The organism is Streptococcus sp. KHUD_014, assembly GCF_051106275.1.
GTDB lineage: Bacteria > Bacillota > Bacilli > Lactobacillales > Streptococcaceae > Streptococcus.
The window spans coordinates 538,992-563,248 of sequence record NZ_CP193666.1 but is presented as its reverse complement, the minus strand read 5'-3'; the positions used below and the strand labels follow the sequence as shown (position 1 = coordinate 563,248).

Here is a 24,257-nt window from a genome sequence, read left to right as displayed (position 1 = left end):
TCTCATTTTTCTATTCCATTTCAAAAGTTTCGCTTTCTTGTTTGTTAGGAAGAACAAGAGAAAGCAAAATCCCAATAATTGCTGGTACTAACCATGGCAATGAAGCCTTAGCAAATGGTAGAGCATTCACAATATTGGCAAGGAAGGTCACTTCAAATGAACTTCCCAAGACACTAGCTACGGCAATAGCTGTTACCAGTCCCATCGTCAATTGCATGCCTGATTTTGAAAGTGGTACAAACTTGTTCACAATCACAATCATCACAATCACAATGGTAATTGGATACAAGATAACTAGGACAGGGATAGAATATTTGATGATTGCATCAAGACCAAGGTTGGCAATTGCAAAACCAATCAAGGTAAAGACAGTCGCATAAACCTTATAGCTGATTTGTGGGAAACGTCCGTTAAAGAATTCCGCAGTTGAAACAATCAACCCTACAGTCGTTGTGAAGCAGGTTACTGTTACCATGGCTGCTAGGAATAATTGAGCTGTTGAACCAAAGATTTCTTGGGTTGCTTGTGACAAGATATAAACCCCTGGAGTTCCACCCTTCATCGCTTCTTCTGTCATTGGGAAGTGATTTCCAAGGAAGCCTAGGCCAATGTATAGAGCACTAAAGCCAAGTGCTACGACAATTCCGACTACCCAAATGGTTGAGATATATTCTTTTTTACTTGAAAATCCAAGTTGTTTCAAGGTTTGAACCGCGATTACACTAAAGGCAACAGATGCGAGAGCATCTAGAGTATTATATCCTTCAAGGAATCCTGCTCCAAATGCTGAAGCTTGATAAGCTGCTGTAGCTACTTGTGGAGCATTTCCACCATATTTGAAGGCTCCAAGGATTACCAAGATGATAATCAAGAGGGCAAAAACTGGAGTCAAAATACGACCGATACGATCCAAGATCTTTGAAGGATTAAGCGCGATTAAGAATGCTGCAACAAAGTAGATAAGGGTAAAGACAATCAAGCCTAGACCTTTGTCAGCCTCTGCCAAGAGGGGACTAATCCCTACTGCATAAGAAGTTGTTGCTGTACGTGGAATGGCAAAGAATGGACCAATCGACAAGTACAAAACTGCTAGATAAATCGTTGCAAACCAAGGGGAAATCTTTGTAGAAATCTCATAGATATAGCCCTTAGGATTCAAGGTTCCGATAATCAAGGTCAAGACGGCAAGTCCGACACCTGAAAGTACAAATCCTGCAATGGCAGGGAGAAAGTGTTCCCCAGATTGAGCACCTAGGGTAGGGGGGAAAATCAAATTACCCGCACCAAAAAATATTCCAAACAGGAGTAATCCTGTTAAAGCACCTTTTTTAGCCATAAACTCTCCTTATAAAAAATAAAATACTTTCTTAGTATAACATGATTAAAGGATTGAAAAGGCTATCTCGAAATAATTCTAAAATGTTTTCAATTTTCTGAATATTTTACTCTAAAAATTCCTAGGAGAAAACTATCTTCCCCTAGGAATTTAAGTATTATTCAAAAGCATCCACACCTGCAGGGACATTGATGACATCATAGCCCTTTTCTGTTAAAAATTGACAGGCATGGGCTGAACGGATACCATACTTACAAATCACATAGTAAGGCTGGGTTTTATCTAGTTGTTCATAAGTATCTGCCAGTTGACTAAGAGGGAAATTACGAGCACCTTCTAAATGAAGAGCCTCAAATTCCTCTACTTCTCTCACATCCAATACAGAAAGCGACTCTTTCTGATAAAGCTGGTAAAAATTGTTAAAAGTAATTTCTTTCATCATTTCTCCTTTATAATGGCATTAAGGCAAGGTTACTACCTCATAGGTAAATCCAATTGACTCTAAAAATCGAAACAAGTCTTGGGTTTTAATAAAAATCGTTTTTTCATTGGTATTAGGGTGGAAGGTCATGACATCCTCTGAAACAATGTCCTTATCAAAATAAACATGAATGTCTTTCTCTTCGTTATTTAACAAACCAAAAGGTGAAACTGTTCCTGCTGGTAGGTTCATTTTCTCAGCCAAGGAATCTAACGAGGCCATGCGAATCCGATTGGCTCCCACTTGAACTTTAAAGTCATCCATATCCAATCGTTTCTTGTCGTCCATGATAAGCAGATAATACTGGGTTTTCTTTTTGTTGGTCAAAAACATGGACTTGGTCCGAACCCCTTTCAATCCTTTTATATAGCTATCTGCCTGCTCTGTCGTGAATGCAGGTGGATGAGCCACCACATCATATATGATCCGCAACTCTTGCAACTTATTAGAGACTTGTTGATAAGCATCCATCCTTTTTCTCCTTTATTGATGAATAATCTTTTGTACCAATGCTTGTAATTCTGGAACCACTTCTTCCTCAAACCAAGGATTTTTGGCCATCCAGATTTGATTTCGTGGTGATGGATGGACCAGAGGGAAAAATTCTGGTAAGTAATCCTGATAGTGACGAACCCGATCTGTTACCTTGCCACTGACTTTCTCATGTAAATAGTAGGCTTGGGCATACTGCCCTATCAAGAGGGTTAATTGAATATCTGGTAATTCATGTAATAACTGTGGGTGCCACTTTTCTGCAAAACCTGGACGAGGCGGAAGATCACCCGACTTGCCATGCCCTGGAAAATAGAAATCCATGGGCATGACTGCAAAATAACCTGACTTGTAAAAAGTATCTTCATCCACGCCCAACCACTCTCGCAAGCGATCTCCGCTTTTATCCTTCCAGTAAAGCCCAGCTTCTTGGGTTTTGAGACCAGGCGCTTGACCAATGATATTGATACGAGCCGTTTTTGGTGCTGCAAAGAGAGGCTCGATACCTTGCTCAGTATAGTGTTGATTTTGTGGATCAGCCATGATGGCTTGTTTGATTCTTTCGATTTGAGACATCTACTCTCCCTCCAAAAAAAGTCTAAGCATAAAATCTTAGACTTCTATAGCATTATTTGATCAATTCATAGATAGCTTCAGCGTAGATTGCTGCAGCACGGAAGAGATCATTCAAGGCGATAAATTCGTTGGCTTGGTGCATAGTGTCGATAGAGTCTGGGAACATAGCACCATAGGCTACACCACGTTCTAAGAGACGGCCAAATGTTCCACCACCGATAACTTGCTCGTGGCCTTGAAGACCTGTTTGTTTTTCATACACGCTCAATAATGTTTGTACAAGTGGATCTTCCATTGGAACATAGTGAGGTGTGTGACCATGTTCTGATAAGCTAACAGATACAACTGGCAAGCTTTCAAGAACTGACTTAATTTGCTCAGGGCTTGTTCCTTTTGGATAACGGAAGTTAAGGGCAATGGTATTGTCAGCATTTGTTTCATCAAAGCGGAAGACACCAGCATTCATAGAAAGGGCACCCATCTTTTCATCCACATGAGCCACTTTCAAGTTTTTGCCTTCATGGTCATTTAAAAGAATCTTACCAGCAATGTCAAGGAAGTCTTTTGCAGGTCCTTCAAAAGCAAACTGGCTGAGGAAGAGAGCAAGATAAGTTGCACCATTGACACCTGAAGCAGGCATAGCACCGTGGGCAGATTTACCGATAATCGTAACCTTGTATTGACCGTTTTCTTCTTGAATTTCTCCTCTAAGCTTGTGCTCTGCAACGAAGGCATCTAGTTTCGCTTGTAAATCAGCCAAGTCCCCTGAAACAACTGCTGTTGCTGATTCTGGCACCATATTTTCACGCAAACCACCTGTGAAGCTGTGAAGACGAGCTTCACCCTTGTTTTCACCAGCAAAGTGGAGGTATTCTGTGATATTTCCTTTTTCACCATTGATAATAGGGAATTCAGCATCTGGAGAGAAACCGAAATCTGGTTTTGCAAGTCCTACGTGCTCGAAGTAGTAGTCCATGTCTGCCCAGCCTGATTCTTCATCAGTTCCGACGATAAAGCGAACTTTTTTAGAAGTTGGAAGTCCCAATTCTTTGATGATTTTCAAACCATAGTAACAAGCCGTTGTAGGACCCTTGTCATCTGAAGCACCACGCGCATAGAGACGACCATCCTTGATGGTTGGAGTATAAGGATCAGTATCCCATCCACTACCTGCTGGCACCACGTCCATGTGGGCAAAGATTCCGAGAACTTCTTCCCCTTGACCAAACTCAAAATGTCCTGCATAGTTGTCGACATTTTTTGTTGGGTAACCATCACGGTCTGCGATTTCAAGGAATTTCTCCAAAGCTTTTACTGGACCAGGTCCAAAAGGATGCTCCGCATCTGCCTTACTGTCATCACGTTCTGAGTTGATTTCCAAAAGGCTAAACAAGTCAGCCAAGAGGGCTTCTTTACGTTTTTCTACTTCTGCTGTAAAATCAATAACTGTCATTTTTTCTTCCTATCTTTTTTCGATAATTTCATCTACTGGCAAGCGGTAGCTTGGTTCCAACTTCTCGTCTGTGTATCCTACTGTAATCAAGAGCTCTGGACGGAAGCGTTCTTCGATTTCCAAGACTTCATTGGTTTTTGATTTATCAAAACCAAGGATAATGTTTGAACCGATTCCCTGGTCAGTCAATGCAAGGACTAAGTTCATCGCAACCAACCCTGCATTAAGGGCCAAGTAGTCACTGATTTGTTGTTCATTGTAACGCGCAAACTCTGCTGGAAGATTTTTCATAAAGTACTGAAGTTGTTCTTCTGAGAAGTTCTTTGCTCCACCAACACGGGCAATCTTGCGAGCTCGTTTAGCTAGGTCAGTATCTGTAAACAAGGCAATGGTTACAGGGGCAGATGCTACTTGCTCAAAGTTTGAACCGTAAGCTAATTTTGCTAATTCAGCATTTCTCTCACGAACCACAACAAACTTCCAAGGCTGACTGTTGTGAGCACTCGGTGCCAAGGTCGCAATTTCGATAGCTGTTCGAACATCCTTGGGATCAACTGGTTTATCAATAAAATGCTTAGTCGCATGACGTTTTTTATTTAACTCAAGAAATTTCATAATTGATTTCCTTTTCTATTTCTACTGCTTCCATTTTACCATATTTTGAAAGAGCTTGCAGAGTTTTTTCATAATGTAGAGATCTTTATCCCAACTCTTAATCAGGAATTACATACTTTTCGATTTAGTTGCTATCTATAGTAAAAATTTTTTGCACAAGAAAAAGAGGCTGGGACAAAAGTCCTAGCCTCTCAATTGTCTTTGGATTGTCGAGCAAGACGCAGTGGTTGAGTGGGCTCTACTACGCTGATTTCATCAGCTTTTACAGCCCTACTCAACTGTGCGGAGGTGGGACGACGAAATCGAATTCTAACAAATTACCGATTTCTGTCCCACTCTCTTTACTCATATTATTGCCCTGATACAACTTTACTTGCAGCCTCAATCGCTTGTGTCATAGCATCACGTGCAGTCTTCAACTGTTGGAGAAAGACAGTACGTGATTCTTCTGGCATTTCTGTATCGTCAGAACCTGCGCTTGACAAGCCATCATTAAATGCTTTTCTTGAAGTCTCTAGTGAGTTAAGAGCAGGCTCTACTTGTTGTTTATAAACATCTTTTTGAGCCTCAGGAACTTTGTCACCGATTTCTTCAACATATTTCTTATAGTTGTCAATCAACTTACCAAAAAGAGTTTTCATATCTCCAATTGTTTTAGCCTTGTCAATTTCTTCATCTGTTAGAAGAGTAACTTCAGATGTGTTTGTCTTTGAGTTATCTGTTTTTGATGAAGCTGATGTTTGTTCAGTTGAGCTTGAAGCTTTACTTGCAGAATCAGAAGATTTATTTCCACAAGCTGCTAAAGTTGCAACTGATAGGAGCACAAGGCCCGCAGTAAGAAGTTTTTTCATGACTATCTCCTTTAAATAGTTTTATGATACCTATATTTTAAAATAAAATAATTTTATTGTCAAATTTTTACCGAATTATTGAAGCTAAAAAGCTCATTGAGTTCACTATTTTTAAAATCTATATTAAGTCTATCGAAAATGTTCAAAAAAGATCCAAGACCGTGGTTTAGACTTGAATGTGGTTGACTTAGAAAGCAATGATAATCCAAACAACTAAATTATCTTTGCAAGCGACCAAAAAGAATTTAAAGAGCAATTTGACAATGTTCTCAAAGAACTCTACCAAGACGGAAACCTTGAAAAAGTCAGCAAGACCTATCTCGGTGGATCTTACTTACCAGATCAAACTCAATTACAATAAGAAATATTAAAAGAGAGTGGGACAGAAATCGGTAATTCGTTAGAATTCTTTTTCGTCGTCCCAGCTTCGCACAGTTGAGTAGGGCTGTAAAAGCTGATGAAATCAGCGTAGTAGAGCCCACTCAACCACTGCGTCTTGCTCGACAATCCAACATCAAAAAGAGGCTAGGACTTTTGTCCCAGACTCTTTATTTAGTATTTGTTAGTTAAAGCAACACTTACAAAAAATCAAAATAATTTTTCACATCCTCTACATAGCCATGCTTGTCAATTAAACTAGCTAACAAATCTCTATTATGGCCTTGATAGTTGTCCTCACGTCGTAATTCCTCATACATTTCGATAAAGGGAAGGCCTTTGGTCTTAGCTGATTCTAGCTCTGCTTCATAGTCATAGGCAACTTTTCGAAATTGAATATTGACTAACTCACCATTTTCAAGCTCAAGTAAGGTATACTGGGCTCGGTGATTTTTCAGCTCTTTCCAGTTAAAATAAGGCATACCAATCGAACCTGGATTGATGACTTGTTGACCTTGGCTACCATAACGAAGCAACTGCTTGTGAACATGACCATAGACGGCTACATCAATAGTTTCATCAAGTAACTGGTCAAATTTTTCGGTATTATTTTCAACCAGCAAATCACCACCATAATTTTTCTCAGGTAAATTATGAGAAAGAGAAAAACGCAAGCCTTCAACTTCTTTCTTGGCTACCATAGGTAGCTTTCTCAACCAATCAATATGCTCTGGCTTTAGGTCCTCCATCAGATATTGGGTCATCCTGAGAAGCTGAATTTCTTCTGGATCCTCTAAACCATATTGCCCACTTAAAGCCTCTAAAACACAATCATCCCAGTTCCCTCGAACTGATGCTGTAAGTGGTAGGTCTTTCAAAAGAGCCACCAAGTCATTTGCTCCCGGCCCAGGTAGAAAAATATCTCCCAAAAGCCAATATTCAGTCGCTCCCAAATTTTTTGCGTCCTCAAGCACTCCAGCTAAGGCCGTCGTATTGCCATGAATGTCTGATAAAATTGCAATCTTATGGTTCATTTTCTGCTCTTTCTTTATTGGATAGCATTCAGGGTATCCAAATCACTATTATTTTCCTTCATTATACCATAAAATCGCTAGAAGATTTTCACATAGAAATATTTTCATCAACTTTCTCTTAAAAATATGTCAAAAATAGTTGACATTTTATTTTCAAAAGAATATACTATAGTCAAATATATGTGACATAAACTAAAAAGGAGGAAGCATGAATCGTGTAAAAGAATTCCGCAAGGAACTGGGCATATCCCAGCTCGAACTTGCCAAGGATATCGGTGTCTCTAGGCAAACTATCAACATGATTGAAAACGACAAGTACAATCCAACCTTGGAACTCTGTCTCAATCTCGCCCGCAGCCTCCAAACTGACCTCAACAGTCTCTTTTGGGAGGACGATTTTTAAAAAGGAGAAGAAAAATGAAAAAAGAACCCCTCAATGAAAAACTGATCAAACGCATCTATGGCATTTCAGGCCCCCTTGATGAACACAAACGGCGCGAAGCTGAGCACATCGGAAATAAAATCTTTATGATTCTCTTTTACCTCATGACTTTAGGCAATCTTATTCCCTTTGTCCTTGCTTTTAGATATCCCCAAGTAGTCGCTTTTGGATATCCAATCATTATCTTTCTAATTTCCATGGTTTGTGCTATCTATGTCACTAGTCAAACTACAAAAACTGGTATTGCTGCTATTGATCCTGACGTGTTGAACCAGAAAGAAAAGAAACAGTTACGTAATCCTGGTCTTAAAGCTGGTCTGGTCTATGGAATAGCTATGTTGTTTGGAATGCCACTTCTCAATATCCTAATGGACGATAGCAAAAGCTATCTTACTTCTCTTTTGAATACAAGAAGTATCTTATCGACCATCGTTGCAGCCTTCTTTTTCGGATTAACAGTCCATATTGTCGTAACACTTCGGATTCAAAAAGCCAAGGAAGATCAAGACGACGATTAGGAGGAAGCTTATGAAATCACTAGTAACTTTACTTACCTATCATCTTTTGTTTGCTTCACTGCTCATCTTCATCATCGTTTCAGGGAACTTGCCAATCAGCGAGATATTCCTCGTACTAGTCTTTATTCCAGCCCTTAACAAAGGACTGACTTATCTAAAGATTGACTCCCAAAAAACGCGCATACTCAACTTAGCACTATTCTTTATGATTCTATCCTTACCACAACTGACGCTCATTTCAAGCAATTGGAAATATTATTTACTGCTCACTATCGCTATCCTTTCTTCTATTACTTATCTTTATTATCTCTATCAATTCGTAAAAGAAACAAAATAACATCGTTCATTTAGGAGAAATCACCCATGAAAAAAGAAGACTTAACAACTCGCTTACTTCGAAATTTCTTTCATATACAAGGGCCTTTTGATGAATGCCGTCAAGAGGTTATCTACAAGGCTTGCGCTCGTTCCATGGTCCAAATCTTTTACTCTTCCTTCATTCTCTTCCTATTCTATATTTTGTTCGGACGCTTTATAGAAATTGTTCGAAATGTTATGCCCTACATCTATTTTGGACTCATTTGGTTCATGAGTATAAAAGCTCAAAGAGCCGTCCAAGAGCTTCATCTTGAAAAGGATGACAAATCAGAAATCATCTACAAAACCTACAGCAAACACCAAATAAAAGTTCGTAGTTGGTTAGTATTTATAAGTATCGAGATTGGCTTATTTGCCCTGCTACTCTTTCATAAACTCTTCGTTCAGCAGATACCTCTGTCAACTTTCTTGGAAAAAATCATCCAAACAGAGATAATGATCCCTTTACTTGTCTTTGGTCTTAGTATTGGAGCAATCTTTGGGACTATGGTCTACAGTTTTCTATCGTTGCACAAGGAGAAGTAAGAAACTGCTTAGATTTTTTGGGGAGTTTCGGCATATGTTGTGACGGTAAGTGAAAGAAGAGTTAGAGAGGTAGTTATAAATAAAATAAGTTTTTCATAGTAATTCTCCTTTATTTTTTGTATGATTGTATCAGAATATTTTAAAAATGAAAGGGATTTCTATGGATAGTGATGTGTTTTTTGATTATTTTTTAAAATCACTTAGGTTTCATTTTCGTGATAGGTGTAAGGATATTGGATTTATAGAGTTTTTCAAAGATGAAAATAATTGTTTTATTACTATAGAGGATTATGTTTTGGAATCATTTGTAGTATTGTCAAATATTTTGAGTGAGGAGAGGATTGTGTTTTCTTGTGGAATTATTTATAGTAAGGGGGTAGTTACTGGAGTAGAAGTATGTATGAATGTATTAGAGTTAGAAAGATTAAATAATTTGTATAAGATATAGTTTTGAAGAATATTAAAAAACATAAGGGAAACTGTCTATGTAGGATGTGTGGAGTTGATAGTATCAATGTTTCTTAGTTTTAGAGCTGTGTTGTTTCGAATGGTTCCAAAACACATTTCACAAGCTAAATATATAACAAAAATAACCCCTAACACTTCTCAGTGCTAGGGGGTTCTTTTATCTTTTTACATAGTGGTTATAGCCAATCAATACATAGATCAGGATTGTCAAACAGATGAAAGTTTCTAACCAGACGAAAAGGTTTAGGATTGGAATCTGCAAAACTCCTTGGGCCATTTTCAAGGATGTTGCTGTAATGATGGTAGGAAAGGTTAGGGCTGAAAAGGCTGGCTGAAAGCCATGTTTGAGAATTCTTGGCAGACGACTGAGAACAAAGAAAAAGAAGGTCTGTGATGTAAGAATCATAACTAGCAAAATCCAGCTTGGAAGACTAGCACCTCCAACTCGAACAAGGGCTGCTAACAGTAGAGAAAAAGGAGCACAGTAGATTCCTTCATGTCCCAGTAAAGCTATCGGAAGGGGATTGCTCTTCAAATCTTGATATATCAGAGGGTAAAGACAAAGGGTTAAGCAAAATCCAAATATCAGAGTTCCATAGGCAATCTCAACAATCCCAACGACTGGGTAAGTCAAGGCTGCTACTGCTATTCCTACATAAAGGACCGTCCAAGTCGGTGTTGCACTGGCCCTTGGTTTAACCAAAACATAGTCCTTTGTAAAGTATAAGATGAGATAAACATCCATGAGAAAGGCAAACCACCAAAGAGTTTGAGCTAAAATGCTCATTGTCACTGGCAGGGTTCGTAGCAGGTAGGTCGATAAAATCATCCCTGCCATAGGAAAGGTTGCCATTCCTGACAAAACAGGGGCTTTCTTCAATTCTTGCTTGCTTTCATGCCAGTTACTGAGGTGACTTACTAAAAAATAAAACCATAAAATCAAGCCTGACAAACTAAACAAGCGAGAAAGAAATGGAAAGGTATCTAAGATAAGATTGCCTGCACCAGCTAATCCCAACAAGCAACCCGAAAAGGCTAAGGGGAGTTTTTTCATACCAACCTCCGAAAATTACGTTACTATCAGTATAGCATAAAAGCGCTTAAAAAAGCATCCCAAAATGAGAGTGGGACAGAAATCGGTAATTCGGTAGAATTCGATTTCGTCGTCCCACCTCCGCACAGTTGAGTAGGGCTGTAAAAGCTGATGAAATCAGCGTAGTAGAGCCCACTCAACCACTGCGTCTTGCTCGACAATCCATAGACAATTGAGAGGCTAGGACTTTTGTCCCGCCTCATCTTTTTCAATATCTTATGCATAAGGTTGTAATTCTGGATTAATCGGTGTGTTAGCTAGGTTGTTAGCATAGTTACAAAGACTTGCTAAACTGACACCGAGAACAACATCCAAGGCATTTTCTTGCGTGTAGCCAGCTTCAAGGAATTCTCCAAGAGCTTCATCTCCTACGCGCCCTTTGGTATTGATGACTGCCAAGGTAAACTTAGCTAGGGTATCCAGCTTAGGATCGCTTTGGATTGGAGTACGATTGCGAAGGGCTTGGAGAAGGTCATCATTCATCTGGATTTGCTTGATAGAAAAGGCTGTGTGACCAGCGACGCAAAAGGCACAACCATTAGTTACGGCTGCAGTGATTTGCACCACTTCGCGCTCTACAGGTGTTAAACTATTGCGACGGTTAATAGCTCCAACAGTTCGGTAAGCTTCTAGGGCTGTTGGGGCATTGGCCAAAAGACCGATAAGATTTGGAATATAGCCATTGTTATCCTTTTGTACCGTTTCAAGAACTTCTTTCACTTCTGCTGGTGCTGATTCTACTGTGTGGATAGTAAATGTTGTCATAAGGGGACCTCTTTTCGTTTTGTAATTGAATAGTTTCTGCGAAAATCTTACGAAATCTCATCAGCCTATTGAACAAATCCTTGCCTTGATTGATGACTCATTAGCTTTTCGTTGACAATAAGTCTAACACAGAATCTATACCTTGCATAATATATATTTTAAATTGCACTGATAAAAAATTTTTATGAAAACAAAAAAATCACACCAGATGTGTGATCATAACTGTTAATTTATCTGATGCTTGTTTCTTAAAACTAAGATGGACTCTACTAGCAAGCAGAAGATAGCCAAGACAAAGCCAGTAATTACTCCAAAATATTCTGTGATGGTACTCATTAGAAAAACAGATGCAGAAAAGGCCAATGTAGAGACAACTTCGATAACAGAGTAAACATTCACAAGTTCCTTCTCATCAACCGATTCCTGTAATAATACACTCTCAGGAACTTCCTTAATCTGAGATAAAAAACCAATTACTAGAGATAGGAATAGAAAAGCAGGTGGATTTGGAAATAGTAATATCAACAGAGTTACTAGTGCTGTCGATAACAAAGAAAAGGTCATAGTTTGATACTTATAGGTAACAACTTTCTCGGCTAGACGGAAGATAATAGCTCCTCCCAAGATAATCCCCAAGGAATAGGCTGTATTGACATAGCCCCAATAGCTTTCTGACCGATGTAAAATCTCAGTCACAAACACAAGTAAAACTGAAGATACCCAGATAGCATTGGCTAAAATTTCTAAAAGATTGGCTTGGACAATAAAGCCTAATCTTGATTCTTTAGCCACCAATCGCCAACCTTTTGTTAACGTCTCAACATTCGTTTCTGAGGACAACTCTTCTTTTTCTACAAGTGGCAAACCAAACATCAAAATCGTCGAAATTGTAAACAAAACTAACACAATGAGCAGACTAGGATTCATTCCCAGACTCGCAAATAAGAAGCCTCCTAAGCCCCAACCAACGAGTTGCACACTTTCTCCACTCATAGAAATAGCTGCGTTCGCTTTAGCTAAATCACTTGCATAGCGTGGAACAATCGCATAGGAAACAGGCGCTGCAAAACCATCCAAAATGGAGATAAAAGTGACAATAGCATATAAAAGAGGGAGGGAAATAGTTTCAGATTGCTTGAGTAGAAAAAGTAAAATCGCTAGCAGAATCGTCTTACCCAATTGAGTCAAGAAAAGAACACGATTTAAAGCTAGTCTCTTCGTTACTAATGGAACTAAGAAACTGGCTAAAAAGGAGGATAGACCAATCAGAATTGGCACTAGGGAGGTTGAAATAACCGAACCAGATAAGACAAACACATTTGCAATCACAACAACTCTAAAAAAGACATCTGCTAGATTCGCTATTCCTTGTGAAATCACTAATTTTTGAATATCTTTTGACATAAACACCTCCAGTTTATTTCTCTTTCGCATATAGATGGAGCAAAACATATCAGAACAAAAACAGATTTATGCTGACTATTATACAATAAATAAAAGTGCAAATAAAGGATATCATAAAAGATGTACTCTTGAATTTCATTCATCTTATGACATGAAACAAAAGACTAGCCCTAGAAGTGAAAAAAGCCAGCATCTCACAAACAGATGCTAGCATTTCCTTTAAATGGAAAGATCAATCTTACATTATTTATCAAAATATTTCTTAGTCTCAGCGATAACGACTGGAGACAAGGCTAAGAGGGCAATCAAGTTTGGCAGTGCCATGAGAGCATTGACAATATCTGCAATAATCCAAACCATATCCAACTCAATGAAGCCACCCAGTAAGACCATGGCAACAAAGACCACACGATAGAGCCAGATAAAGCGAACACCAAAGAGAAACTCAAAACAACGCTCTCCATAATAGTTCCAACCCAAAATCGTGGTAAAGGCAAAAAGTACCAAGAAGATTGTTAGAAGAGCAGGTCCAAAGAAAGAGAAGACTGTAGAAAAAGCTGACTGAGTCAAAGCAACTCCATTCAAATCACCGTTCCAAACACCAGTCACCAAGATGGTCAAACCAGTCAGGGTACAGATGATCAAAGTATCAATAAAGGTTCCTGTCATGGAAATCAAACCTTGTTCCACCGGTTCATTTGTTTTGGCTGCTGCAGCTGCAATGGGAGCCGAACCCAAACCAGACTCATTTGAGAAGACCCCACGTGCCACACCATTTTGGATAGCCGTTCGAATACTGGATCCTGCAAATCCTCCTAGTGCAGCAACTGTACTAAAAGCTGAAGTCAAGATTAAAGCGACTGTAGCGGGTATTTTCTCAATGTTAAAGAAAATAACTGTCAAGGTTCCCAAGATATAGACAATAGCCATAAAAGGAACAACTGTAGTAGAAACTTTCGAAATAGATTTGAGTCCACCAAAGACCGCAATCCCAACAAATATTGAAAGGACCAAAGCAGTAATGGTCGGTGACAAGCTGGTTGTATTTTGTATGGACTCTGTGATGGAGTTGACCTGAGTAAAGGTACCAATACCTAAGAGAGCTACCAAAACACCTGCCAAGGCAAAGAGCATCGCCAAGGGGCGCCACCTTTCTCCCATACCTAGAAGGATATAGTGCATAGGTCCTCCTGCGATAGCGCCATTTTCATCCTTACTCCGATATTTGATAGCAAGTAAGCCCTCTGCATACTTGGTTGCCATTCCAAAGAAAGCAGCCACCCACATCCAAAAAAGAGCACCTGGTCCACCAACCTTGATAGCCGTTGCAACCCCGATGATATTTCCTGTACCAACAGTTGCTGCTAGGGCTGTACACAAGGCAGCAAAGCTCGAAACATCACCATGTCCCTTGTCTTTGGTAAAAATAAGCTGGAAGGCCTTAGGGAGACGCAAAATTTGTAAAAGTCCTAAACGAAGAGTCAAGTAAATCCCTGTACCAACCAATAAAATTAAAAGGGGTGGTCCCCATACAAAAGCGTCTATTTCTTTTAGCAAATTTAACATGCATTTCTCCTATCTAATCAACCCCAAAAGAAAGAGCACATGTTAAAAACATGTACTCTGGAATGCATCGATAAATGCCAAAAAGCGCTCTATCATTGCTCTGTCCTTTTACCTGAGAGTTTGAGCAGTTGCCTGCCTTGCCCCTTCGGTGCCTTTACGGTCTCTCCAGAGTTCCGTCCATTTACAGTCATGGAGCATCAAGGGATTTTCCACTTCTATTAAACTTCATTCGGTGTTGTATTTAATTTTTCTTATTTTACAAGAAAAAACAGAACTTGTCAATTGTTTTCAGAAAAAATTATTAAATTTTCATTCGTTTCGCTTTATCCCTTAAAGGTTACAATCGTTGCGCCAGATCCACCAGCATTTTGAGGTGCGTAGCCAAAGCTCTTGACTTGCTTGTTTCTTTGTAAGTATTTGGTTACTCCTTCACGGATGACTCCTGTACCAATACCGTGGATAATGTCAACTTGAGCCATGTTGTTGAGTAGGGCTTGGTCGATAAAGGCATCCAAGGCTTCCATAGCTTCCTCGTAGCGTTTGCCACGAAGGTCTAGTCTAGCCTGCGGTGCTTTACCAGCAGCACGTTTGACCACATTGACTTGTTTCTTCTTGACTAGTGCTTCTTGCTGTACCTGAACTAAATCAAACTCTTTTTCCTCAAGCGTCATCTTGATTAAGCCAACTTGAGCTTCCCAACGACCATCCTTGAGTTGATTGGTCAAAGTACCTCGTTGACCATAGCTTAAAACAATGATATCATCTCCAACTTTTGGAGCTCGTTTTTTCTTGGCCTTTTGGAGGACCTTGTTTTTAGAAAGGTCAACTTTTTCAGGGGCTAATTTTTTGAGTTTGGCCTTGGCTTCGATAATCTCATGTGGTTTTAGTTGTGATTTGCTATGGAGATTTTTAAGAATATCATCACTCTCAGCTAGAGCCAAATCAACAATCTCAGCAGCTTGTTCACGCGCTTTATTGAGTTCTGTTTCCTTTTCACGATTGAGCTCGTTATAAAGTTTTTTAAGGGCACGATTCATCTTGAGGTTTTCTTGCTCGACTTGACGAATATTCTCAAGACGCTTCCGGCTTTCAAGTGTCTGCTCTTCCAACTGCTCAATGATCCGATTGACATCATTGTCTTGGTTAATCTGCTTGCTGGCATCGCCTACGATGACATCTGACAAACCTAGACGTTTAGCAATCTCAAAAGCATTACTTCGACCAGGTACACCCTGCATAAAGCGATAAGTTGGACGCAGGCTAGCTGTATCAAACTCCATGCTAGCATTTTGAACATAAGCCGTTTCAATCCCATAGGCCTTGAGTTCCGGATAGTGAGTGGTTGCCATAGTCTTGACCTGACGCAAACGCAAGTCTTCTAGGATAGACATGGCTAGGGCAGCACCTTCTTGGGGATCTGTTCCTGCTCCAAGCTCATCTAGTAACAAGAGCGAGTTTTGATTGACCTTACCAAGAATATCTACGATATTGGTCATATGACTAGAGAAGGTTGAGAGACTTTGTTCGATGGATTGTTCATCTCCGATATCTGCGAATATCTCCTCGAAAATCCCTACACGACTGCCCTTATCGGCTAGAATCGGCAGACCAGACTGGGCCATGACTTGCGTCAAACCTAAGGTTTTGAGCATGATGGTCTTACCACCAGTATTAGGACCCGTGATAACGATAGCTGTTAACTCCTTACCAAAGTGAACATCATTGGCAACAGCATTCTTCACCAAGGGATGACGAACGTGAAGAAGTTGAATCTCCTGGCCCTCAGATACTTGAGGAACTACTGCTCCTGTCTCTTGGATAAAGCGAACCTTAGCCCGAATCAAGTCCAAATGTCCAATAATCCAGGCATCATTTGCGATTTCAGCCGCGTGCGGTCTTACACGCTCAGAGAGTTCTTGAAGAATACGCATCATCTCATAGCGTTCATCTGCACGAAGACTTGCAATCTCCTCACTTAGCTTGACTACTTCACGCGGTTCGATATAGACAGTGTTCCCACTGGCAGAAATATCATGAACGACACCGGCAATCTTGTTACGATAGGTATTTTTAACTGGGAGAACCTGGCGACCATTTCGACTAGCGATGATGCCTTCCGTCAACATCTGGGCCTTTTGTTTTAGAAGATCTTGCAAGACATCTCTGACTTGACTTTCACTATCATGGATTTTACGGCGGATTCGAGCCAAATCTTCGCTAGCAAAGTTTTCGATAAATCCAGCTTCATTGATGGCTTGGAGATTACCCTGCAGATGCGGGAAATCATGAAGTTTCTCAAACCAGTTAGCTAGATGCTCTAAACGTACATTTTCAAGATTGTCATAGAAATTCTGCAATTCACGACTGGCAAAGATGACACGTTTGAGAAGGAGAAATTCCTCGATGTTGAGATCTGCTCCCATTTCCAAACGTTTGGAGGTCGCTGCAATATCTTTTGTTGCCAAAATGCTAAAGTTAGGATGTTCGACAAAGAGCTCTTGCATTTCTTCCATCTCTGCAAAAGCTTGCTTAATCTTATCCCCTTTATCTGTCGGAACTAGATCCTTTAATTGTTCTAATCCTTGTTCCGTCAAAAGATGAGGTTCAAATAAAGCCTTGACCTTATTAAATTCTAATGTTTCTAGTATTTTTTTATTCATTTTCTTTTCCTTAGTTATAAGCCGAGGAACTTTTCATTCAAGTTCTCAAGCTTTCTTAAAAGTCTCCTTAACTTTTGGAATTGTAAACAAAAGGCTAGGAATAATTCCCGCCCTTTTTATCCGATTAGTTTGGTTACCCAGAGTTGTTTAATCAAGTCAGTAGTCACTGGAATACTTTGAATCATATGTTTGGCTACTAGACTATTTTCAAGTGAATTTTGAACGATTGCTAGGGGCACAGTCGCAAGGATGGTCAGCATCATCTGAAGGACAAATAAGGTCACTCCAACTGATAAGACTCCTGCACCGATGCGAAAATATTTGCCACCTAACTTTTTGGTTGGTACTAGGTTAAAAAAGAGTCCAATCAAACGACCGATGCAGTAAAATACGGTAAAGGCTAAGAGATAGCCAATACCTGCGTAAAAGACCTTGTCCAATTGGAAGAGCTGGTCAGATGGGAAGAAAAAGGTACCCTGCCCTTCCTGGGGATTGGCATACGGAATCAACAAATGAAATTTTTCTCCCAATGACTGATAAAAATTCCCTGCAAAATAAGCTGAGACGATTGTAGCTAGGAGATAATAGACTTGTAGGACCAAGCCTCTGCGATAGCCGATATAAAAACTCCATGCAAGAACCAATAAGAGAAGGACGGAAATCATAGGGAGTCCTCAATCTTGCTATGCTCTTGTTTAGTCGCTACAACTTGATGACGAAGGGCGTCTAATTCTTGTTCCTTATCATCAAATTCAATCTCACGGCTGAGTTGAGTTGACAAGCTATTGACTGCTAATAAAATAGCGATTGTCTCATCATCCGCTCCAGGCATCTGCTCTTTAATTGCTTCATATTTTTCTGTTGCGACCTTGGCAATTTCCTCCATAAAGAGGTTGTCATGCTCAGTTGTTAGGGTCAATGTTTTTTTTCCGAATGTAAACTTGTATCGATTTAAATTTGCCATAAAAATTCACCTCACGATATTATACCAAATTTCACTAAATTTGTCAGTTTTTACCAATTCTACGGCTTTTATGGTACAATAAGAACTATGGCAAGTATTACATTAACCCCGAGTGAAAAGGAAATCCAAACCTTTGTTCAGCAATATGAACAAGCACTGACTCCTAGTAAAAATCCTTATATTCGCTACTTTTTCAAGCTTCCACAGGCAAGTGTTTCCATCTATACATCTGGAAAAGTCCTCTTGCAAGGTGAAGTTGCTGAACGTTACGCCAGCTTTTTTGGTTATCAGGTCAGGCCAGTAGCTAGTGGACAAAACTTTCCGATGATTGGAACTGACGAAGTAGGAAATGGTTCCTACTTTGGTGGTCTAGCTGTAGTAGCATCCTTTGTTACGCCTGACCAGCATGACTTTCTGCGAAAACTAGGTGTTGGGGACTCTAAGACTCTGACAGACCAAAAGATTCGTCAGCTTGCCCCTCTCCTTAAAGAGAGAATCCAGCACCAAGCTCTACTGCTTTCTCCAAGTAAGTATAATGAAATCATCGGTGAGCGCTACAATGCCGTTTCTGTCAAGGTAGCCCTGCACAATCAAGCTATTTTTCTCCTTCTCCAAAAGGGAGTCCAGCCAGAAAAGATTGTTATCGATGCCTTCACTAGTGCTCAAAACTATGATAAATACTTAAAAAATGAAGCCAATCATTTTTCCAATCCAGTTAGTCTGGAGGAAAAAGCAGAAGGCAAATACTTAGCAGTCGCAGTAAGCTCTATCATTGCGCGTGATCTCTTTCTGGAAAATTTAGAAAATATGGGTAGAGAACTTGGTTATCAACTTCCAAGTGGGGCTGGGACAGCTTCTGACAAGGTAGCTAGCCAAATCCTTCGTGCTTATGGTATACAGGGGCTCAACTTCTGCGCCAAACTACACTTTAAAAATACTGAAAAAGCAAAAAAAATGCTAGAAAGGTAAATTATGAAATATTTAAAATCATTTTTAAAAGAGTGGGGAGTTATCTTCCTACTTATTACACTAGTAGGTCTTAGCCGTCTCTTTCTCTGGAGGAATGTCAGTGTAGAAGGACATTCGATGGATCCTACCCTGGCAGATGGAGAAGTCCTCTTTGTGGTTAAACATCTCCCAATCAATCGTTTTGATATTGTGGTTGCTCATGAAGACGATGGGAACAAGGATATCGTTAAACGGGTCATTGGTATGCCAGGAGATACTATCCGTTACGAAAGCGACAAGCTCTATATCAATGGTCAAGAAACTGATGAGCCCTATTTAGCAGAATACCTTAAGCGTTTCAAGGAAGATAAACTCCAAAGCACTTATACTGGAACTGGTTGGGATGGTAAAAAGGGAGAATACTTTAGAACTTTAGCTCAAAAGGCTCAGGCCTTTACCCTAGATGTTAATTACAACACTAGCTTTACCTTTACTGTTCCAGAAGGAGAATACCTCCTCCTAGGTGATGACCGTCTGGTATCTAGCGACAGTCGACATGTTGGTACCTTTAAGGCAAAAGATATCACTGGAGAAGCCAAATTCCGCTTCTGGCCACTCAAACGTATCGGAACATTTTAAAAACTAGGAAGAGGCCGAGAATTTCCCATCTCAGCCTCTTCTCATTCTATTTTGACTAAGTCTGGGATAGATTTCTCAGAAACTATTGTAAGGAATTTTATGGAAGTTTATTTTTCAGGCACCATTGAACGCATTATTTTTGAAAATGTCAGCAATTTTTTCCGTATTTTACTTCTAGATATTGAGGATACCAATGCTGAAGACTTTGATGATTATGAAATCATTGTCACAGGTACCATGGCTGATATTATTGAAGGAGAGGAATACACTTTTTGGGGACAAATCGTCCAACACTCCAAATATGGTGAACAACTACAAATGACTCGCTATGAGAGAGCCAAGCCGACTAGTAAGGGCTTGGTCAAGTATTTCTCCAGCAGTCATTTCAAGGGAATTGGACTCAAAACAGCCCAGAAAATTGTGGATATTTACGGAGATAACACTATTGACAAAATCTTAGAAAATCCAGACAAGCTCCAGTCTATCTCTGGCCTCTCTGCTAAAAATCGTGAAGCCTTTGTCTCAACCCTTCGTCTTAATTACGGAACAGAGATGGTCTTAGCCAAACTGGCTAATTACGGCATTCCAAATAAGTTAGCCTTTCAGATCCAAGACTTTTACAAGGAAGAAACCTTAGATATTGTCGAGAACTATCCCTATCAACTAGTCGAGGATATCAAGGGTTTGGGATTTACCATCGCTGACCAATTGGCCCAAGAACTGGGAATTGAAAGCCAAGCTCCTGAGCGCTTCCGTGCGGGTCTTGTCCATAGTCTCTTTCAAGGTTGCATGGAGACGGGAGATACCTATATGGAAGCTAGGGACTTGTTGGAGCAAACCCTCAACCTTCTGGAATCCTCCCGTCCAGTCGAACTAGATCCGAGTCAAGTCGCCCAAGAACTTGCTTATCTGATTGAAGAAGATAAGGTCCAGCAGATTGATACCAAAATCTTTGATAATAGCCTCTTTTTTGCAGAAGAAGGGATTCGCAGTCATCTCATCAGAATCCTCGAAAAAGGTCAAAGTAAAAAACAGGATCTAGAGACCATTCAAGAGCATATCACAACTGTTGAGGAAGAACTGGGAATTGAGTATGATAGCATTCAAAAACAGGCTATCTGTGATGCTGTCCAGAACAAGGTCTTTATCCTTACAGGTGGACCTGGTACAGGTAAGACTACTGTCATCAATGGCATTATCGCTGTCTATGCTCTTTTAGAAGGACTTGATCTCAAGAAAAAGAGCAATTTGCCTATTCTCCTAGCTGCTCCCACTGGTCGCGCAGCCCGTCGCATGAATGAGCTGACAGGTCTACCCAGTGCAACGATTCACCGTCACTTAGGTATGACTGGAGACGACGACACCAGCCATCTGGAAGATTATCTGGATGCTGACTTTATCATTGTTGACGAGTTTTCTATGGTAGATACTTGGCTAGCCAACCAGCTCTTCTCCAATATCTCCTCAAACAGTAAAATTCTCATCGTGGGTGATAGCGACCAGCTGCCTTCTGTCAGTCCTGGTCAAGTTCTAGCTGACCTACTCCAGATACCCCTGATACCGCAGACCCGCTTGGAAAGAATTTACCGTCAGAGCGAAGAGTCAACCATTGTCACGCTTGCTAGTCAGATTCGTCAGGGAATATTACCTGCAGATTTTACCCAGAAAAAAGCAGACCGCTCCTACTTTGAAATTGCTAGCGGCCATATCCCTGCTAGCATTGAGAAAATTCTTGGTGCTGCCCTCAGAAGTGGCATTCCGGCTCGTGATATTCAGGTTCTTGCCCCTATGTACCGTGGAACTGCAGGTATTGATGCTATTAACCAACTCATGCAAGATCTCCTTAATCCTCCACAAAAAGACCAGCTTAGCTTTGAAGCTCCTCAGTGTCACTATCGAACAGGAGATAAGGTTATCCATCTAGTTAACGATGCAGAAGTCAATGTCTTTAACGGAGACTTAGGCTATATCACAGACTTGATTCCAGGAAAATACACCGAGTCCAAGCAGGATGAGATTGTCATTGATTTTGATGGCAATGAGGTCACTTACCCACGTAACGAATGGTACAAGATTCGCTTGGCCTATGCCATGAGTATTCATAAGTCTCAGGGTAGCGAGTTTCCCGTCGTTATTCTGCCTATTACCAGTGCAAGCAAGCGCATGTTAGAGCGTAATCTCATCTACACTGCCATCACTCGAGCCAAAAGCAAGCTGATCCTACTAGGCGAAATACAGGCCTTTAACTATGCAACTCAACATATCGGAACAGCTCGTAAGACCTATCTAATTGAACGTTTCGCTGACCTAATGGAGAATGCCGAGGAAACAAACCAACTTACAACCGATACTGCCATCTCAACAGACACTGAACAATCCTATATTCTAACAGAAGACAACTGGTCTAATATTCCAGCCATGATTGGGATTACTGAAGAAGACCTGCAGGAGTTTTTCGGAAAATAAAGGACAAGAAAACCCACCGAATTCGGTGGGCTTTTATCTTGTAAAGATTATTTTACTGTTGCAGTGCTTGTGATCAATTCAACAGCTTTTTTGATTGTGATGTCGTGTTTCAACATATCTGCTGAAAGCAAGCTTTGTACTTGTGCAACTTCCATGTTGTAGTCTGCAGCCAATTGCTCGATTTCTTTTTGGATTTCTTCTTCTGAAGCGTCAAATCCTTCGGCTTTAGCAACTGCTTCGATAACAAGGTTAGTCTTGGTACGTGACTCAGCCTCTGCTTCGTATTGTTTGTGAAGGTCTTCTTGAGTAGTTCCAGTGATTTGGAAGTACATGTCAGGGTTGATACCTTGACGTTGCAAGTTTCCAAGGAATTCATTTACTGAGCGGTGAACTTCTTCGTGGATCATTTCTTCTGGAAGTTCTACGATTTCAGCGTTTTCTACAGCTTTATCAATTGCTGCACCTTCAACTGCATCCTTGTATGCTTCTTCTTTAGCAGCAGCCAATTCGTTGCGGTATTTTTCTTTCAATTCAGCAAGTGTTTCAACTTCTTCGTCGATATCTTTTGCAAGCTCATCGTCAAGAGCTGGAACTTCTTTAGCTTTTACTTCGTGGATAGTTGTCACGAATTTAGCTTCTTTACCAGCAAGGTCTTCAGCTTGATAGTCTTCTGGGAATGTTACGATAACGTCAACAGTTTCACCAGCTGAGTGACCTACCAATTGATCTTCAAAACCAGGGATGAATTGACCTGAACCAAGTCCAAGTGAGAAGTTTTCACCTTTTCCGCCATCAAATTCAACACCGTCAATAGAACCAACAAAGTCGATGACAACAGTGTCGCCGTTTTCAGCAGCAGCTTCTTTGATAACCAATTCAGCCAAGTTGTTGCGTTCACGTTCGATACGCTCTTCAACGTCAGCATCAGTTACTTCTTTTTCTACATCAACTGATACTTCAAGGTTTTTGTAGTCACCCAATTTTACTTCAGGTTTTGTAACAACTTCAGCAGTGATAACCCAGTCTTGACCTTTTTCCATTGAAGTTACGTCAATTTTTGGTTGAGCAACCACTTCAAGACCAGCTTCTTTAACAGCTGCTTCATAAGCGTTTGGCAAAAGAGCATTCATAACGTCTTGGTAAAGTGACTCTTCACCAAATTTCTTGTCAAAGATAGGACGTGGAAGGTGACCTTTACGGAAACCTGGAACATTAAGAGATTTCTTTACTGAGTTGAAGACACGGTCCAATTCTGGTTTGATTTGGTCTTGAGAGATAGTGAAAGTCAAGACACCACGGTTTGTTTCTTTGTTTTCAAATGATACAGACATTCTGTCATTTCTCCTTAAAATTTTTTAATACAGTCCATTATACCATATAGTAACGACTTTTTTCAAGTCAGAAATGAGTTTTCAGGACTTCATGAGACTCTTGCTTGCTTCTAGATTTTTTCATACTCTTAATTCACTAAAAATCCTCGATTGACTAAGGAAAAACTTGAAAATTCTTCTCCTAAGAAAAAATCTTGCTTTGGAAAAAGTAAACCTTGCTTTCACATCTAGAAGTCCTCATGCCCTACTAAGTGATGCTGAAAGGCATATACTGCTGCCTGGGTGCGGTCACTAACCTGAAGCTTTGCTAAAATATTGGATACGTGGGTCTTGACTGTCTTGAGAGAGATAAAAAGCTCATCAGCAATGCGCTGATTTTCATAGCCCTTAGCGATTAGTTGGAGAACATCCCGTTCACGCGCAGTTAATTCTTCATGAAGTTCAACATGATTGCGGTTATATTCTACCTTCTTACTCACCTCTTGTTCAATGGCTAGCTCTCCAACCGCTACCTTACGAACAGCGTGTAACAATTCATCTGCGCTCGAAGTCTTAAGCATATAGCCTTTAGCTCCAGCATTCAAGACCGGCATGATTTTTTCATTGTCTAGATAAGAAGACACAATCAGGATTTTAGCCTCCGGCCATTCTTTGAGAATAGCTAGAGTTGCGTCAATTCCATTCATTTCAGGCATGACAATATCCATCACAATCACATCGGGACGAAGAGCCAAAGCCATGGAAATCCCTTCTGCGCCATTAGTTGCTTCTCCAACAACCTCTACATCATCTTGTAATTCAAAATAACTTTTTAATCCAAGACGCACCATTTGGTGGTCATCTACTAATAATAGTTTCATTTTATTTCCTTTTG

At 40.2% G+C, this 24,257-nt stretch carries 25 protein-coding genes, 1 pseudogene and 1 riboswitch; of the genes and pseudogenes, 9 read left to right on the top strand and 17 right to left on the bottom strand.

Going from position 1 to position 24,257, the window contains the following annotated elements; translation table 11 throughout:
• Nucleotides 1-10: 10 nt before the first annotated feature.
• The 7 genes from brnQ to ACORHT_RS02750 form a co-directional block, all read right to left on the bottom strand.
• Nucleotides 11-1,336: a branched-chain amino acid transport system II carrier protein gene (gene brnQ, locus ACORHT_RS02780; protein WP_434350532.1), complete on the bottom strand. Its 1,326-nt coding sequence runs from the start codon at nucleotides 1,334-1,336 to the stop codon at nucleotides 11-13.
• A gap of 157 nt (nucleotides 1,337-1,493) precedes the next feature.
• Nucleotides 1,494-1,775, bottom strand: coding sequence for a rhodanese-like domain-containing protein (locus tag ACORHT_RS02775; protein ID WP_434350531.1), 282 nt, complete (start codon nucleotides 1,773-1,775; stop codon nucleotides 1,494-1,496).
• Between the two features lie 21 nt (nucleotides 1,776-1,796).
• Nucleotides 1,797-2,288 carry a prolyl-tRNA synthetase associated domain-containing protein gene (locus ACORHT_RS02770; RefSeq protein WP_414270957.1) on the bottom strand — a complete coding sequence of 164 codons (492 nt, stop codon included), beginning with the start codon at nucleotides 2,286-2,288 and terminating at the stop codon, nucleotides 1,797-1,799.
• Between the two features lie 12 nt (nucleotides 2,289-2,300).
• Entirely contained in the window at nucleotides 2,301-2,885 is a 585-nt protein-coding gene (locus tag ACORHT_RS02765) for a uracil-DNA glycosylase family protein (protein ID WP_434350530.1), read from the bottom strand.
• Nucleotides 2,886-2,937: 52 nt separating this feature from the next.
• A complete protein-coding gene (pepV, locus tag ACORHT_RS02760; RefSeq protein ID WP_434350529.1) occupies nucleotides 2,938-4,338 on the bottom strand; it encodes a dipeptidase PepV in 1,401 nt (466 codons plus the stop codon).
• Between the two features lie 9 nt (nucleotides 4,339-4,347).
• Complete coding sequence (locus tag ACORHT_RS02755; RefSeq protein ID WP_075229925.1) at nucleotides 4,348-4,953, bottom strand: nitroreductase family protein; 606 nt, start codon at nucleotides 4,951-4,953, stop codon at nucleotides 4,348-4,350.
• Between the two features lie 350 nt (nucleotides 4,954-5,303).
• Complete coding sequence (locus tag ACORHT_RS02750; RefSeq protein WP_434350528.1) at nucleotides 5,304-5,804, bottom strand: hypothetical protein; 501 nt, start codon at nucleotides 5,802-5,804, stop codon at nucleotides 5,304-5,306.
• Nucleotides 5,805-5,949: 145 nt separating this feature from the next.
• On the opposite strand from ACORHT_RS02750, the pseudogene ACORHT_RS02745 reads away from it, so the two are divergent.
• Nucleotides 5,950-6,165 (top strand): annotated as a pseudogene (locus tag ACORHT_RS02745) (amino acid ABC transporter substrate-binding protein); the annotation flags it as partial.
• A gap of 217 nt (nucleotides 6,166-6,382) precedes the next feature.
• Here the strand turns inward: ACORHT_RS02745 and ACORHT_RS02740 are convergent.
• A complete protein-coding gene (locus ACORHT_RS02740; protein WP_434350527.1) occupies nucleotides 6,383-7,216 on the bottom strand; it encodes a metallophosphoesterase family protein in 834 nt (277 codons plus the stop codon).
• Between the two features lie 208 nt (nucleotides 7,217-7,424).
• Between ACORHT_RS02740 and ACORHT_RS02735 the strand changes: the two genes are divergently transcribed.
• From ACORHT_RS02735 to ACORHT_RS02715, 5 genes are all read left to right on the top strand, one after another.
• A complete protein-coding gene (locus tag ACORHT_RS02735; protein ID WP_001082470.1) occupies nucleotides 7,425-7,619 on the top strand; it encodes a helix-turn-helix transcriptional regulator in 195 nt (64 codons plus the stop codon).
• Nucleotides 7,620-7,633: 14 nt separating this feature from the next.
• Nucleotides 7,634-8,176: a DUF3278 domain-containing protein gene (locus tag ACORHT_RS02730; RefSeq protein WP_434350526.1), complete on the top strand. Its 543-nt coding sequence runs from the start codon at nucleotides 7,634-7,636 to the stop codon at nucleotides 8,174-8,176.
• A gap of 10 nt (nucleotides 8,177-8,186) precedes the next feature.
• Nucleotides 8,187-8,513: a hypothetical protein gene (locus ACORHT_RS02725; RefSeq protein ID WP_434350525.1), complete on the top strand. Its 327-nt coding sequence runs from the start codon at nucleotides 8,187-8,189 to the stop codon at nucleotides 8,511-8,513.
• Between the two features lie 26 nt (nucleotides 8,514-8,539).
• The gene (locus tag ACORHT_RS02720) at nucleotides 8,540-9,079 is read left to right on the top strand and encodes a DUF3278 domain-containing protein (RefSeq protein ID WP_434350524.1); all 540 of its coding nucleotides are present in this window, start codon (nucleotides 8,540-8,542) and stop codon (nucleotides 9,077-9,079) included.
• Between the two features lie 145 nt (nucleotides 9,080-9,224).
• Nucleotides 9,225-9,527, top strand: coding sequence for a hypothetical protein (locus ACORHT_RS02715; protein WP_434350523.1), 303 nt, complete (start codon nucleotides 9,225-9,227; stop codon nucleotides 9,525-9,527).
• A 177-nt stretch (nucleotides 9,528-9,704) separates the two neighbouring features.
• Here the strand turns inward: ACORHT_RS02715 and ACORHT_RS02710 are convergent, their stop codons facing one another.
• From ACORHT_RS02710 to zapA, 7 genes are all read right to left on the bottom strand, one after another.
• The gene (locus ACORHT_RS02710) at nucleotides 9,705-10,601 is read right to left on the bottom strand and encodes a TDT family transporter (protein ID WP_434350522.1); all 897 of its coding nucleotides are present in this window, start codon (nucleotides 10,599-10,601) and stop codon (nucleotides 9,705-9,707) included.
• Nucleotides 10,602-10,856: 255 nt separating this feature from the next.
• Nucleotides 10,857-11,405: a carboxymuconolactone decarboxylase family protein gene (locus ACORHT_RS02705; protein WP_434350521.1), complete on the bottom strand. Its 549-nt coding sequence runs from the start codon at nucleotides 11,403-11,405 to the stop codon at nucleotides 10,857-10,859.
• A 225-nt stretch (nucleotides 11,406-11,630) separates the two neighbouring features.
• The gene (locus ACORHT_RS02700) at nucleotides 11,631-12,809 is read right to left on the bottom strand and encodes a ryptide export MFS transporter (protein ID WP_434350520.1); all 1,179 of its coding nucleotides are present in this window, start codon (nucleotides 12,807-12,809) and stop codon (nucleotides 11,631-11,633) included.
• A 243-nt stretch (nucleotides 12,810-13,052) separates the two neighbouring features.
• Complete coding sequence (locus ACORHT_RS02695) at nucleotides 13,053-14,375, bottom strand: alanine/glycine:cation symporter family protein (protein WP_434350519.1); 1,323 nt, start codon at nucleotides 14,373-14,375, stop codon at nucleotides 13,053-13,055.
• A gap of 90 nt (nucleotides 14,376-14,465) precedes the next feature.
• A riboswitch (glycine riboswitch) is annotated at nucleotides 14,466-14,554 on the bottom strand.
• Nucleotides 14,555-14,698: 144 nt separating this feature from the next.
• Nucleotides 14,699-17,035 (bottom strand): endonuclease MutS2, encoded by a 2,337-nt coding sequence (locus tag ACORHT_RS02690; protein ID WP_434350518.1) that lies wholly within the window; start codon nucleotides 17,033-17,035, stop codon nucleotides 14,699-14,701.
• A gap of 116 nt (nucleotides 17,036-17,151) precedes the next feature.
• The gene (locus ACORHT_RS02685) at nucleotides 17,152-17,700 is read right to left on the bottom strand and encodes a CvpA family protein (RefSeq protein WP_434350517.1); all 549 of its coding nucleotides are present in this window, start codon (nucleotides 17,698-17,700) and stop codon (nucleotides 17,152-17,154) included.
• Nucleotides 17,697-17,999 carry a cell division protein ZapA gene (zapA, locus tag ACORHT_RS02680; protein ID WP_075229941.1) on the bottom strand — a complete coding sequence of 101 codons (303 nt, stop codon included), beginning with the start codon at nucleotides 17,997-17,999 and terminating at the stop codon, nucleotides 17,697-17,699. Before zapA ends, ACORHT_RS02685 begins: the two co-directional genes overlap by 4 nt.
• Nucleotides 18,000-18,086: 87 nt before the next feature.
• On the opposite strand from zapA, the gene rnhC reads away from it, so the two are divergent.
• The 3 genes from rnhC (at nucleotide 18,087) to recD2 (ending at nucleotide 22,052) form a co-directional block, all read left to right on the top strand.
• The gene (gene rnhC / locus ACORHT_RS02675) at nucleotides 18,087-18,968 is read left to right on the top strand and encodes a ribonuclease HIII (RefSeq protein ID WP_434350516.1); all 882 of its coding nucleotides are present in this window, start codon (nucleotides 18,087-18,089) and stop codon (nucleotides 18,966-18,968) included.
• 3 nt (nucleotides 18,969-18,971) lie between these two features.
• On the top strand, nucleotides 18,972-19,586 hold the full coding sequence (gene lepB / locus ACORHT_RS02670) for a signal peptidase I (protein WP_414316550.1): 615 nt from the start codon (nucleotides 18,972-18,974) through the stop codon (nucleotides 19,584-19,586).
• 99 nt (nucleotides 19,587-19,685) lie between these two features.
• Nucleotides 19,686-22,052, top strand: coding sequence for an SF1B family DNA helicase RecD2 (gene recD2 / locus ACORHT_RS02665; RefSeq protein WP_434350515.1), 2,367 nt, complete (start codon nucleotides 19,686-19,688; stop codon nucleotides 22,050-22,052).
• Between the two features lie 47 nt (nucleotides 22,053-22,099).
• Here the strand turns inward: recD2 and tig are convergent, their stop codons facing one another.
• Both tig and ACORHT_RS02655 read right to left on the bottom strand, forming a co-directional pair.
• On the bottom strand, nucleotides 22,100-23,383 hold the full coding sequence (gene tig / locus ACORHT_RS02660; protein WP_371559188.1) for a trigger factor: 1,284 nt from the start codon (nucleotides 23,381-23,383) through the stop codon (nucleotides 22,100-22,102).
• A gap of 227 nt (nucleotides 23,384-23,610) precedes the next feature.
• Nucleotides 23,611-24,243, bottom strand: a complete 633-nt coding sequence (locus ACORHT_RS02655) for a response regulator (protein WP_434350514.1) — start codon at nucleotides 24,241-24,243, stop codon at nucleotides 23,611-23,613.
• Between the last annotated feature and the right edge of the window lie 14 nt (nucleotides 24,244-24,257).

Excerpts from the sequence above, each read along its gene's own strand:
- brnQ (WP_434350532.1), bottom strand. The coding sequence starts at position 1,336 with ATGGCTAAAAAAGGTGCTTTAACAGGATTACTCCTGTTTGGAATATTT.
- ACORHT_RS02775 (WP_434350531.1), bottom strand. The coding sequence starts at position 1,775 with ATGAAAGAAATTACTTTTAACAATTTTTACCAGCTTTATCAGAAAGAG.
- ACORHT_RS02770 (WP_414270957.1), bottom strand. The coding sequence starts at position 2,288 with ATGGATGCTTATCAACAAGTCTCTAATAAGTTGCAAGAGTTGCGGATC.
- ACORHT_RS02765 (WP_434350530.1), bottom strand. The coding sequence starts at position 2,885 with ATGTCTCAAATCGAAAGAATCAAACAAGCCATCATGGCTGATCCACAA.
- pepV (WP_434350529.1), bottom strand. The coding sequence starts at position 4,338 with ATGACAGTTATTGATTTTACAGCAGAAGTAGAAAAACGTAAAGAAGCC.
- ACORHT_RS02755 (WP_075229925.1), bottom strand. The coding sequence starts at position 4,953 with ATGAAATTTCTTGAGTTAAATAAAAAACGTCATGCGACTAAGCATTTT.
- ACORHT_RS02750 (WP_434350528.1), bottom strand. The coding sequence starts at position 5,804 with ATGAAAAAACTTCTTACTGCGGGCCTTGTGCTCCTATCAGTTGCAACT.
- ACORHT_RS02740 (WP_434350527.1), bottom strand. The coding sequence starts at position 7,216 with ATGAACCATAAGATTGCAATTTTATCAGACATTCATGGCAATACGACG.
- ACORHT_RS02735 (WP_001082470.1), top strand. The coding sequence starts at position 7,425 with ATGAATCGTGTAAAAGAATTCCGCAAGGAACTGGGCATATCCCAGCTC.
- ACORHT_RS02730 (WP_434350526.1), top strand. The coding sequence starts at position 7,634 with ATGAAAAAAGAACCCCTCAATGAAAAACTGATCAAACGCATCTATGGC.
- ACORHT_RS02725 (WP_434350525.1), top strand. The coding sequence starts at position 8,187 with ATGAAATCACTAGTAACTTTACTTACCTATCATCTTTTGTTTGCTTCA.
- ACORHT_RS02720 (WP_434350524.1), top strand. The coding sequence starts at position 8,540 with ATGAAAAAAGAAGACTTAACAACTCGCTTACTTCGAAATTTCTTTCAT.
- ACORHT_RS02715 (WP_434350523.1), top strand. The coding sequence starts at position 9,225 with ATGAAAGGGATTTCTATGGATAGTGATGTGTTTTTTGATTATTTTTTA.
- ACORHT_RS02710 (WP_434350522.1), bottom strand. The coding sequence starts at position 10,601 with ATGAAAAAACTCCCCTTAGCCTTTTCGGGTTGCTTGTTGGGATTAGCT.
- ACORHT_RS02705 (WP_434350521.1), bottom strand. The coding sequence starts at position 11,405 with ATGACAACATTTACTATCCACACAGTAGAATCAGCACCAGCAGAAGTG.
- ACORHT_RS02700 (WP_434350520.1), bottom strand. The coding sequence starts at position 12,809 with ATGTCAAAAGATATTCAAAAATTAGTGATTTCACAAGGAATAGCGAAT.
- ACORHT_RS02695 (WP_434350519.1), bottom strand. The coding sequence starts at position 14,375 with ATGTTAAATTTGCTAAAAGAAATAGACGCTTTTGTATGGGGACCACCC.
- ACORHT_RS02690 (WP_434350518.1), bottom strand. The coding sequence starts at position 17,035 with ATGAATAAAAAAATACTAGAAACATTAGAATTTAATAAGGTCAAGGCT.
- ACORHT_RS02685 (WP_434350517.1), bottom strand. The coding sequence starts at position 17,700 with ATGATTTCCGTCCTTCTCTTATTGGTTCTTGCATGGAGTTTTTATATC.
- zapA (WP_075229941.1), bottom strand. The coding sequence starts at position 17,999 with ATGGCAAATTTAAATCGATACAAGTTTACATTCGGAAAAAAAACATTG.
- rnhC (WP_434350516.1), top strand. The coding sequence starts at position 18,087 with ATGGCAAGTATTACATTAACCCCGAGTGAAAAGGAAATCCAAACCTTT.
- lepB (WP_414316550.1), top strand. The coding sequence starts at position 18,972 with ATGAAATATTTAAAATCATTTTTAAAAGAGTGGGGAGTTATCTTCCTA.
- recD2 (WP_434350515.1), top strand. The coding sequence starts at position 19,686 with ATGGAAGTTTATTTTTCAGGCACCATTGAACGCATTATTTTTGAAAAT.
- tig (WP_371559188.1), bottom strand. The coding sequence starts at position 23,383 with ATGTCTGTATCATTTGAAAACAAAGAAACAAACCGTGGTGTCTTGACT.
- ACORHT_RS02655 (WP_434350514.1), bottom strand. The coding sequence starts at position 24,243 with ATGAAACTATTATTAGTAGATGACCACCAAATGGTGCGTCTTGGATTA.